This window comes from Tenacibaculum sp. MAR_2009_124 (assembly GCF_900105455.1).
Classification (GTDB): domain Bacteria; phylum Bacteroidota; class Bacteroidia; order Flavobacteriales; family Flavobacteriaceae; genus Polaribacter.
This window is the reverse complement of record NZ_FNSF01000005.1, coordinates 698724-710939: the sequence shown is the minus strand read 5'-3', so window position 1 is coordinate 710939 and position 12216 is coordinate 698724. Positions and strand designations below refer to the sequence as shown.

Below are 12216 nucleotides of genomic sequence, written 5' to 3'. Positions count from 1 at the left end.
ATCTTATTTGTACGAACGTTGTTTTAATTCAATATCGTTAAATTCTAAATTTTCTTTATGCAAAACAGCATCAGAAGGCTCTCCTTTATATTCCCAAGCAGAAACATAAGTAAAGTTAGCATCATCACGTTTAGCTTCTCCTTTTTGAGGTCCATCTAATTCAACAGACTCCTCTCTAAAGTGTCCTCCACAAGATTCTGATCTATCTAGCGCATCTCTTGCAAACAATTCTCCTAACTCCAAGAAATCTGCTACACGACCTGCTTTTTCTAATTCCGGATTCATTTCATTGGCTCCTCCAGGAACAGTTACGTTTTTCCAGAAATCATCACGTAAAGCTTTAATTTCAGCAATGGCTTCTTTTAACTCTTTTTCGTTTCTTGACATACCACACTTATTCCACATAATGTTTCCTAGCTTCTTGTGGTAGTAATCTACAGAATGATTTCCTTTGTTGTTCACGAAGAAATCGATACGATCTTTAACTGATTTTTCTGCCTCTTCAAATTCTGCAGTATCTGTTGAAATTTTTCCAGTTCTAATATCATCGGCTAAATAATCACCAATGGTATATGGAAGAACAAAATAACCGTCTGATAAACCTTGCATTAATGCAGAAGCTCCTAGTCGGTTTGCTCCATGATCAGAGAAATTGGCTTCTCCAATCGAGTAACAACCTTCAATAGTTGTCATTAAGTTGTAATCTACCCATATTCCACCCATAGTGTAGTGAACGGCAGGATAAATCATCATTGGAGTTTTGTATGGGTTTTGATCTACGATCTTTTCATACATCTGGAATAAGTTTCCATATTTATTTTCAACAACCTTTTCACCTTCTGCTAAAATTTCAGCAGGTGTTGGATTGTCATTTCCTTTCAATTTGGCTTGCTCTTTACCATAACGCTGAATAGCTGATTTAAAATCTAAATAAACAGCTTCTCCCGTAGCATTAACACCATAACCAGCATCACAACGCTCTTTAGCGGCACGAGATGCCACATCACGAGGTACAAGGTTACCGAAGGCAGGGTAACGACGTTCTAAGTAATAATCTCTATCTTCTTCAGCAATTTCAGTAGGTTTTAATTTACCTTCTCTAATAGCCAAAACGTCTTCCATTTTCTTAGGAACCCAAATACGACCGTCATTACGTAATGATTCAGACATTAGCGTAAGTTTCGATTGATAATCACCTGAACGAGGGATACACGTCGGGTGAATTTGTGTAAAACATGGATTTGCAAAGAATGCTCCTTTTTTATGAATTTTCCAAGCAGCTGTTGCGTTCGACCCCATAGCATTCGTAGATAAGAAATATACGTTTCCATATCCACCAGAGGCGATTACTACAGCATGGGCTGAGTGACGTTCAATTTCACCAGTTACCATGTTACGAGCAATAATTCCACGTGCCTTTCCATCAACGATAACAACATCTAACATTTCGTGACGGTTGAACATTTCAATCTTACCACGAGCTATTTGACGGTTCATTGCAGAGTAAGCACCTAATAATAATTGCTGACCTGTTTGTCCTTTCGCATAGAAAGTACGAGATACTAATACACCACCAAACGAACGGTTGTCTAACAAACCACCATAGTCACGAGCAAAAGGAACTCCTTGAGCAACACATTGGTCAATAATATTTGCTGAAACTTCTGCTAAACGGTATACGTTTGCCTCACGAGAACGATAATCACCTCCTTTTACAGTATCGTAAAATAAACGGTATTTTGAATCACCATCTCCTTGATAGTTTTTTGCAGCATTGATTCCTCCCTGAGCTGCAATAGAGTGCGCTCTACGAGGTGAATCTTGATAAGCAAATGCTTTTACATTATATCCTAGTTCCGCCAAAGTAGCAGAAGCAGACCCACCAGCTAAACCAGTTCCAACAACAATAATGTCTATTGAACGCTTATTGGCAGGGTTAACCAAGTTAATTTTATCTTTATAAGTTGTCCACTTATCTTTTAATGGACCTTTTGGTACTTTTGAATCTAAAATTGCCATAATTTAAGTGGTTTTATTAATGAACAAAATGGTGAAACAATGCGATAATAATGAATCCTACAGGAATTCCAATCGCATAAATTTTACTAAAAGTTTTCAAACTTCTAGTGTATTTATTATTCAATCCAACTGATTGAAAAGCAGAATTAAAACCGTGTAATAAGTGCAGCGCCAAGAAAACAAAAGCAATAACATAAGCAGCTACTCTTATTGGATTTACAAACTTGTGTTGTAATTCATGGAAGTATCTAAATTCTCCATTATGCATTCCTGTCCAATCTCCTTGAATGAATTTTGTGTTTAATTCAGGAATCCAGAAATCAATAAAATGTAAAACCACAAACGCTAAAATGGCAAGACCGCTATACACCATGTTTCTACTCATCCATGTAGAGTTAGCACCACCATTGTTTTTAGCATATTTTATTTGACGAGCACTGTTGTTCTTTAATTCTAAAATGAACCCCATTACAAAGTGAAAAACAACTCCAAAGATCAGTACAGGCTGCATCGCATACTGTATGACAGGGTTGGTTCCCATAAAGTGAGATAATTTGTTAAAAGTAGCTCCATTATCTGGGAAAATAGAAGTAATGTTAATCGCAAAGTGTTGTAGCAAAAAGAACATTAGGAAAAATGCCGAAAGTGCCATGGCGATTTTTCTTCCGATAGAAGATTTTAATAATCCGCTCATTATTTTGTATGTTGATTAAATAATAGCTACAAATTTAAGAGCTACGCCTTACTTGCACAAACTTTCGGATTTGTTTTGTTGGATATTTAGAATCGGTTTAAATAATATTTTAGTAATACAGAAATCTAATGTCTTACGGATTGTTTGTGCATCTTAATTTCATATTTCACACCAACTTGTTGTTTCAAATTGGAAGAGGTGTTACGCACATCGTCTGATTATTTAAACAATTTTCGGAAAGAATTATAAATGTTTATGAAAGGAGTTGCTAGGTTCCCCCAGAATGTGCTGAATTTATCATGACTTTCTTCTACACCAAATTCAATGTCTTTGGTAGTTTTGGAGAGAACTAATGTGCCGAACATCCAATCCCAAATGGCAAGTTTCGAGCCCATGTTTTTGTCAAAATGATCTGGCGAATTGCTATGATGAATTTGATGTTGAAACGGACTGATTAATAGTTTTTCTATAAAGGTAGGATAAGTGAGCTTGATATGTGAATGTCTTAGATTTGCTCCTAAAAACATGAATACAAAGCCAAAAACATTTACTCCAAGAAAAATAAGTTTGTTAATTTGATGATTTGATAGATAATCAAATATACCTGTTAGAACACCGAAAACGAAAAGACTTTTGGCATTGTTAATTAGTAATTCAATCGGATGAATTCTGTATTGAGTAAAAGGGTTAAGCTCCGTTGCTGAATGATGAACCTTATGAAATTCCCACAAAAACGGAATTTTATGCATTAAAAGATGAATAAGGTAAGTGAAAAAATCACCCATTACAGTTAAGGCAATAGTGTAATAAATAATAGTTTCGGTTTTACCTAAGTTAACAGTAGCATAACCAAATTTTTCTAATAAAAATTCATTGGTGTAAAAAGCAATGTATAGACCTAGAATTAGATAAGGGCCAATAAAAATGACCTTAAACAGGCTATTGAAAATCACCATACTATAATCTACAAAGGCCGATTTTCCTAACCATACTTTTTTAGGAAACAGATATTGTAAGAAGCCTTGTTTGTTTTTAGACCTAAAATAAACGTAATATGCTAATAAAGCTGATGTGACGAGATATATAAAGTAAGTTCTTCGCTTTGGACTAATTAAATATGATAGAGATATCTCAAGTGCTTCATTTAAAGTTTCAAAAATAGTATTCAACTCCATATCCCAAGCTTATCTAGTATTATATTCAGAAGGTGCTTTTTTGCAAAGATAATGCTTTCTAAAACAATTATAAATTTAGAAAAGACGACAATAGGTATACTAATTCTTTTGGTTTTTCTAAAGGAATCATATGTCCACACTGTTTTAAATTTACATAGGTGGATTTCGGTATTTTATTTGATAGTTGTTTTACTTCTAAAGGATTGACCAATGAATCGTTTTCTGCAGAAACAAATAATATAGGTTTGTTCAAGTTGCTTAAGTGTTGTGTAATGTCTATTCTTTTAGAAGTAGCTTTTAATTGTTTGATGAGTACATTTTTACCTAAACTGGCATCCATTTTTTTGATAATAGATACAATTTCTTGGTTATGATGATTATTGGGGTGTAAAAACTGTTGAACTCTTGCTTGCGAAATTCCTTTGTAACTATGTTTCTCTAAAAACTTAATAGTACTTTTTCTTAAGTTAATCTCATGCGAATCTAATCCTTTAGAATTAGCAGCGACAATAATCAGTTTTTCTACATTTTCTGGATATTGGTAAGCAAAATTCATTGCTGAGAATCCACCTAACGAAAATCCCACAATTATGGCAGGAGATTCTATAGTTTTTAGAATAATGTTATTTATTTCTTCAAAAGAGGAAGCAGATGTAATATCAATATGTATTGGTGTGCTATTTTTTAAATAGGGAAAAATAAATTGCCATAAATCCTCAGTGCACATGGTACCAGAAATAAAATATACGTTTGTCATGTTACTATTTTAAATTAGAAGCAATTAGGCATTTGTTGTTTTTCCATTTGCCTTTAAGAGAATCTGGTTTAATCTCGGTTCCAGAACATGTTAAAAAGTGCCCGTTTTCTCCTTTTTTGATAACCTTAAACTTCCCTTGGTGAATAGCATTAATAATCTTGTAAATTAAACCTGACTTCGATTTTTTGTTTCGCTGTGAAGTAAGAGTTAATCCAATTTCATTATTGTGTAAATCCATTATACTTGAAATCTCATCTGGAGCGGTGCCATCTTCAAAACCTTGTTTTTTAAAGGTAAGATAGTTGTCTTTTTCATGAGCTATACCCAGCGATTTAGCTGCCTTCTTTCCTATTTCTACTTGTAAACGAGCCATCCAATAAGCATGTCTAAAAGCATCGACTTGTCCACCAGAAGCGTCTTTGTCTAAAAGTGGAGAAGTCCGCATAGAATCAGCAACTCTTTTTGCTTCGTTTGATATTAGAAAAGCTCTTTTAGCTTTAAATGGGTGTAAGAGTACCCAAGTTTTTTTTGGTGCAGATAGCCTTTTAAATTGTTGCCAGCTAGATTGTGCGTTTGAGGAAAAACACACCAGAATGAAACAAAAACAACTAAAACTACGCATATCGTTAATTAGGGCTACCAATTTGTTGCTCTAACTCAACCACCTTGCTTTCCAGGTCATGTAGCCTGTCATAAACATCAACGGGTTCAGGCATTTGTTTTGATGCAAACATAGTAACATACCAAACCTCCATAATTTCTTCGGCATTAATAGTGTAGGTAGGGTAATTACCTGTTTTGTTATCGCTTTTTAATATTAATTTGCTACGTTCTTCAATTCGGTTAATAACACGTTTTAAAACAATGCCATCGTTTTTAGTAACGATAATATACACACGGCCATCTTTAATGTCATGAAGATTTTCAACATATTTTCCAAAAACTAAATCTCCATCGAAAAAAGTACGAACCATTGAATTTCCTTGAACTTCAAAACAACGATAGGTTCCGTTATTAAGGTGCGGCATGTGAAAAGAAGGAAGTTGTTCAATATAATTGGCATCACCATATCCATTTAAATAGCCTGCTCTGGCTTGAATAGGTACATAGATTATATTTTCATTTCCAGTCGGATTAACAGCGACCACCTGAGGAACTCCAGAATATGTTTGAATTTGAGTAGTGTCTGACTTTAACATCGTATCACTTTTTCCAAATAAATAATCAGGATTAATATCAAATTCGTTAATAATAGCGGTTAAAACATCATAACCAGGCTTTGTTCTTTTTCGGCTACCATCAGGCTGAGGTCTACCGTTAATGATACTATCTACAGTAGTTCCCGTGACACCAATGCGTTTAGAAAACGAAAAATTATTAAGGTTAAAAGTATCTCTGATAGCTGTTATTCGTTGTGAGATTTCCATCCGGCTGCATGTTTAAGTAGGTTGAAACATTTTACAATAAAAAGAGTAACTTTTGTTTGTGTGTTTCTGTAAAATGTTATATATTTGCATTGTAATTTGATTGCTAATATACGAAAAAATTGTAAAAATCAAACATTTGTGTAGTTTTAGTGATTGTGTTTTAGAGGTTTTAACTTGAATTTCTTCATTTTTTTAAAATCTCACTCAAAATTTCAAACATTTTATTGAATTAAGTTCGCTAATGAGCTGTTAGGTAAGCAATAAACAGTTGCTCTAAAGGGCTTAGTTAATAATTTAAAAAATATTAAAAATGAGTAAGAAACCAATCAAATCAAACCTATTTAGGTTTGTAACGTTGCGTGGTGCGCAAACTATTGAAGACAAAGAAAAGGGGTTTGTTGAATTTCCTGAGTCAAAAAAAGGAGAGAGTTTAGCTTTTAAAGCTGTTCAAAACGTATCAAAAGAAGAGGAAAGAAAACAAGCATTGAAGTCTGCATTCAATACTGGGTTTATTCCGATAGAGAAGAAAGAAGAAGTAAAAGGGTTGCATGCTGGTCTTTATGAGTTTTCAAATTGGTTAGTTCGTCATAAAAACGACTTGTCATATGCTGCTATCGCATCTAACCTTAATAATGCTCAGGTACTTACCCTTGATGAAGAGCGTTTAGTTTGGGATAATTTATTTTATCAAACGATCAATAAGGCGTCGGTAAGTATAAGAGAGTATTTAATTCAGTTGTTAGTAACGAATCAGTTTTTAAAAGCCTTCAGGGATTTTGAAGCTGGGTTTTCACCTGAATTAGTGGGAGAAATTGTTTTTACTGATGAGGATGAGAAGAATTTCATACGTAGGGCTAATGCTAGTGTTGTGATTCCGAAAGAAGTTGTTTTATCGAGTAAGGAACAGACATTAAATCAAAAGCCAACACTTTCTACTAGTCTGACAAACTATATGAAAGCTGATTTAAAGGTTGAGCAAGCCAAAAAAAGAGCAGATCAATATAAGCAGGTATTGTCGGAGATTGAGAAAAAAGAGAATATCTACAGAAGAAAAGAAGATTCTAGGTATAAAATTGCCTTAAATGCTTATAATGCCGAAGTGGCCTCAGTAAAGGAAGCCGCCAAACCAACAGTGCATAGGTATTTTGATGTTGAGTCTGGATTGGAGAAATCTTTTGAAACCTACCCAAATTTAGATCTTGCAGCATTCGAATATATTAAAGCTAAAGAAATTGATCGAGGAATAAATATACCTGATGCTGATTTACAATTCTCATCTGAAACACTTGATTTTTTAAATCTTGAAGAAATCAAACCTCTCGAAACATTTGACGAAGTTAAGGAGGTGCTTAATGAAAGGATTAAAACACAGTATAAAACGATTTTTAATTCTACACCGGAGAGAGTTAAAAACTTGAATGTTTTAGGAGAGAGTGTTAGTGTTAATGTTGAAAATCAAAAACCATTATATTCTTATACAGGTCATATAGATGCTAATAAAGATAAATCTTTCAGTGTTTTTATTAGATTGAAGGTTGAAAACTCTCTAGCTTTAGATGTCAATTCTTCAAATTATGAATTGACTAATGTGAATGGTGATGTTTTATTTTCTGGTACTACAGTGAAACTAAATAGAAGTATTTCCGATACTACTTTGGTTATTGAGTTATTTCCAGATAAAAACAATATTATTAATAAAGGAGTGTATAAATTAAAGGCTTCTTTTTCTTTTAGTAATGGTATTTCTTTAGAGTTCGGTCCTGATGATTTTAAGGTTTTTGCTGATGATGGGTATCTTGAATCTAGCGGAATCTTTGGTAGATGTATTGAGGTTGGTAATGCTGACTCCAATGAAGGAGGTGAAGGTGTGTTATATGGCGTTTCTCAATTAGGTATTGCTGATTTTAGACGAGTTGAGCAAGAAATTTGCTGCTATGTGCCTGGGGAAGTCTCGCATATTGAGAATATCATGGCAAGAGAGTACAAAGAGAGATCAACAAGTAACCTGATAAGTTATGAAAGTACTACTGAAAAAAATTCAGAAAAAGAATCGGAGAATTTAACAGATACAACTTCCACCGAAAGAAATGAACTTCAAAACGAAACGACTTCCATTGTAAATAAAGATTCAGCAACTACTTTTGGTGCAAGTGCGGGATATTCTGGATTTGGTGCTAGTGTCAGTTTGAATTATGGGAGTTCTTCAAATAATTCGATTTCGGATTCAAACTTAAAAGCGAAAACATATGCACAGGATGTTACGGAGAGAGCATTGGAACGTGTCATTCAGAAAACTAGTGTTAAAAGAACTTCTAGAATGCTTCAAGAGTTTGAGGAGAATAATTCTCATGGCTTTGATAACAGCAAAGGAGAGAGGCATATTAATGGAGTTTACCGATGGGTGGATAAAGTGTACAAGAACAAAATGGTAAACTATGGTAAGCGATTAATGTATGAGTTTGCCTTGCCTGAACCAGCAAAGTTCTTGTTAAATAGTAAAGAAGATGGTCAGAATGACGGGTTAGTTATTCAGCCTCCTAAAAAACCAATACACCCAAAGGATTTAGAAAACAATCCAATACTTAATTCATCCGATATTAAAAATGCCAATTATCAGCTGCTCGAAAGTATTTACAATGTTGATATTGATACACCAAATGTTTCTTCACAAACTATAAATGCAGCGCAAACAGGTACTTTCCAAAGAATGGGAGGATCGGCGAGTTATGTGCTTCAGATCCCTGAAGGGTATTCGGTTGATTACTTTGAGGTTGCTATTTCGGGAGGTGTCGCTCAAGGAGGTGTAGATAGAAATTGTGGTATGGGAGCTATAGTTGGTGGAGAAGGAGCTGGTAAATGGGGGCATAAGAGTTTTCATAATTCTGGTAGTCTGAATAAGATTAAAAGAGAGCTTCATTATTCTATTAGAACATGGGATATTGGTGCTTTTGACCTGAGTCTTAAGGTAACTTGTAATCTTACTTCTGAAGCCGGAATTGAATGGCAAAGGAAAGCCTATAAAAAAATAATAGATGGCTATAACACAATGTTACGGGATTATAAAATAGATCTTGAGGAATATGAATCTAAATTAATTTTACAAAAAACTGAGAAAGAAAAGCAAGAAAGGGAAAAGGAAGGTTCAGCTTTAGGAAAAAGTTCATTGTCAAATAGAATTATTGAAAAAAGAGAGTTAAAGCGCGTAGCTATTGATTTGATGACTAAACCGTTTAATATTAAAACGGCGAAGAGTCATTATGAGAACGAGAATTATAAGACGGTAAAAACAGGCGAACGTTTTCAGAATCATCTTGAAGTCGTGAAGTTTTTCGAACAAGCATTCGATTGGGAAATTATGGCGTATACCTTCTATCCTTATTTTTATGGGGCTCAAGATAACTGGAAAACAGCTGTAAAGATTGAAGGGGGGAATGATCCTATTTTTAAAGCCTTTTTACAAAGTGCTATGGCAAGAGCTGTAATTCCTGTTCGTTCTGGGTTTGAAGATGCGGTTAACTGGTTTATGAAAACTGGCGAAATCTGGAATGGTAAAGGAATGGTTACTGATATGGATGATGACTTGTATCTGTCTATAGCGGAAGAATTACAAACTATTCAAGGAGAAGTTGAAGATACCTGGGAAACAAGGGTTCCAACATCATTAACTGTTTTGCAGGCAGATTCTGTAGCGTTAAATGAAGGTGGTTTGCCATGTAATCCAACATGTGAAGGGAATGGATTGTTTGATACGGTAAAAACATCACCTGATGGTGTTGACTTCGATATTGTAGGTCAAACTAATGAAGTAGTATAATTCATTAATTCTTATTGTTATAGAATCATACGACCCTATAAACTTAGGGTCGTATTAAGCTACAATATTTAAAAAAAGTAAAATACATGAGTAACAAATTTAAGTTTGCTGATAAATTTGATTTTACGCCTCCGTTTGATTTTAAGACGCTTGAAGAACAAGAATTTGATGTTTTTAAAGAAAAAATAATCTTAAATCAAAAATTAGTAAAGACCGGAATAATTTGGGTTGATGATGAAGTTGACTTTAAAAAAAAATTCGGTTTACTGAAAAACGACCCGAACAAATTTAGGGTTTTTATAGAGCTTAAAAAAGGAATAAAAAAGCAACAAGGACAATATGAAAAATTAAATGACTCTGGAATATTATTTAATGATTTTAGAAAGATTCACGGAGTTACATTAGGAGAAAATCTAGTAAAGGCTATAGAAAATGAAAACAAAAAGAAGAATACAGAGGTTATTATAAATGATCTGTTTAATTGGTTAAATGTTCGAAAATCTGGAGAAGAAGAAACGTATAGCTTACTATACAAATATATTCAAGATTTTGCGATAAATTATCCTTCTGAAATCTTTAAACCAGAAAAAGTTTATGAAGAGTTTTTTAAGTTGATGCAAGATTGTGTCTCTTTAGGGGTAATTGGAATAAATGATATTGCTAAATATTTGTCTGAAGAGGTTTTTAATGCGTTAGCTGCGGAGATTAAAAAACTAAAATTAAAAGAAGTTAAATGGAATCCAGAAAGCAAAGACAAAGAAGGAAAATCTAATTATAATCCAATTTTTAAAGATTTTTCTAATGTTGAAGAAGGGATCACGGCGGTTTTTGATCAATTAAGCTCTTTCAGTATCCAATCTACACAATATGACGAAGTAAATAGTATTGTTGTTAGATTCGGAAACATAGCGAAACAAATTTTAGAGGTTTTTAAAGATGTTATTCTTGAGCCTCTAAAAGCTTTAAATGAATACATAAAAAAGAACAATGCTTTTATAGTAGGGTTCATTAACGGTTGTATCGATGTTCTTGCTGGTATTTTTGAAGGCTTCGGTTTTATAATTGGGTTATTTAACTATCGTAACTTAAAAGAATTTGTAAATGCTATTCAGCAGCTTGTTAAAAATTTTGATTGGTCAATTGTTAAAGGATTTATCATAGGTGAGCTTCAAAAACTGTTTGCTTTCTGGAGTGAAGAAAACCAATACAAACAAGCGTATGAATTGGGGAAGTTTTTCCCAAAATTAATAGAAATAGCTATTAATATTGTATTAGGTTCTAAAACAGTAATTCTATCCGTAAAAAAAATAAATGAAATTCGTAAGGCACTATTTAAGCGTTTCAAAGAAGTAAGAAATATGTTGCTTTTTAAGATTGATAATAAAATCTTAAAAGAATTAAAAAAAGAAGGGATTTCTGTAAATGTAAGTTTCGATACAAACTTTCCTTTAAGCTCTGCTACACCTGGTATAGGTATCCCTAAATTAGAAATTAAAAATAAAGAGTTTGAAGTTGTTTATAAGGGAATATCTATTAAAAAGTTTAACAATGAGAAAGAGCTTAATAGGTATTTAAAAAAAATGAAAAAGGATATTGATTTTGAAGCGGAAAAATTTAATGCTATTTTTAAAGATTTCTTAGGAGCAAGAAAATGGAAAGTAAGGAGGACGCCTGGAGGGAGTAAAATAGAGTTAATTGATGAAGATAAAGATATTGTTCTTTTTAGAACTAAAAATGAAATAGGTATTGAAAAGTATATTAAATACTCTAAATTGACACCTGATGAGAAACAGGATTTATTGGAGAAAATGTATGCTAAGGTTGAAGAGAATGTTGGTAAATCCTATAAAAAAGAAGAGTCCAATGCAAAGTTAAGAAAGATAGGTTACAATGTAGATGTACCTGCATCATCCGGTGGCATAGGCAAAGGTAATGGTGTTACGCCTGATTTTTCTGTAATGGGAGAAAGTATGTTTTCATTAGAGGGTAAGTTGGGTAATGGTAATTACAATGATATCGAGGGGTTTAGTGTGGAAGAAATTGAAAAAGCCTTTGAAAAAATAAAAAAAGCTAAAGGTATTGTCAAGGTTAATATTACGAGTGATAGGACCCCTGATTTCACAAACTGTTGGATAGAATTAGGTATAAACCCTTCTTTAGGACGTGATTTAAATAGTGTATTAGAGTTAACATGGCACCATATGGATGACTTAGATTCAGATTTAAAAAGCTCTTTGCAATTAGTTATTGGAAAGGTTCATCTAGCAACCACGCAACATATGGGAAGTCATAAACAATTAGCAGTCATTTTAGACTTAATAAAATAATTT

General features: G+C 33.3%; 8 protein-coding genes. 2 read left to right on the top strand and 6 right to left on the bottom strand.

The features are described 5' to 3' along the window. Positions 1 to 3 precede the first annotated feature (3 nt). The 6 genes from BLW23_RS13855 to BLW23_RS13830 all read right to left on the bottom strand — a co-directional run bounded on the left by BLW23_RS13855 (position 4) and on the right by BLW23_RS13830 (position 6072). Positions 4 to 2019 (bottom strand): fumarate reductase/succinate dehydrogenase flavoprotein subunit, encoded by a 2016-nt coding sequence (locus BLW23_RS13855; protein ID WP_093670832.1) that lies wholly within the window; start codon positions 2017 to 2019, stop codon positions 4 to 6. 16 nt (positions 2020 to 2035) lie between these two features. Then, on the bottom strand, positions 2036 to 2713 hold the full coding sequence (locus tag BLW23_RS13850) for a succinate dehydrogenase cytochrome b subunit (protein ID WP_093670830.1): 678 nt from the start codon (positions 2711 to 2713) through the stop codon (positions 2036 to 2038). A gap of 218 nt (positions 2714 to 2931) precedes the next feature. Then, a complete protein-coding gene (locus BLW23_RS13845; RefSeq protein WP_093670828.1) occupies positions 2932 to 3888 on the bottom strand; it encodes a sterol desaturase family protein in 957 nt (318 codons plus the stop codon). 67 nt (positions 3889 to 3955) lie between these two features. Continuing rightward, positions 3956 to 4645 carry an alpha/beta fold hydrolase gene (locus tag BLW23_RS13840; RefSeq protein WP_093670826.1) on the bottom strand — a complete coding sequence of 230 codons (690 nt, stop codon included), beginning with the start codon at positions 4643 to 4645 and terminating at the stop codon, positions 3956 to 3958. 4 nt (positions 4646 to 4649) lie between these two features. Beyond that, positions 4650 to 5267 carry a DUF6973 domain-containing protein gene (locus tag BLW23_RS13835; RefSeq protein ID WP_093670824.1) on the bottom strand — a complete coding sequence of 206 codons (618 nt, stop codon included), beginning with the start codon at positions 5265 to 5267 and terminating at the stop codon, positions 4650 to 4652. A gap of 4 nt (positions 5268 to 5271) precedes the next feature. Next, positions 5272 to 6072: an XRE family transcriptional regulator gene (locus BLW23_RS13830; protein WP_093670822.1), complete on the bottom strand. Its 801-nt coding sequence runs from the start codon at positions 6070 to 6072 to the stop codon at positions 5272 to 5274. Positions 6073 to 6382: 310 nt separating this feature from the next. On the opposite strand from BLW23_RS13830, the gene BLW23_RS13825 reads away from it, so the two are divergent. Continuing rightward, positions 6383 to 9886 (top strand): hypothetical protein, encoded by a 3504-nt coding sequence (locus BLW23_RS13825; protein ID WP_093670820.1) that lies wholly within the window; start codon positions 6383 to 6385, stop codon positions 9884 to 9886. 86 nt (positions 9887 to 9972) lie between these two features. Then, positions 9973 to 12213: a hypothetical protein gene (locus tag BLW23_RS13820; RefSeq protein ID WP_093670818.1), complete on the top strand. Its 2241-nt coding sequence runs from the start codon at positions 9973 to 9975 to the stop codon at positions 12211 to 12213. Positions 12214 to 12216 lie beyond the last annotated feature (3 nt).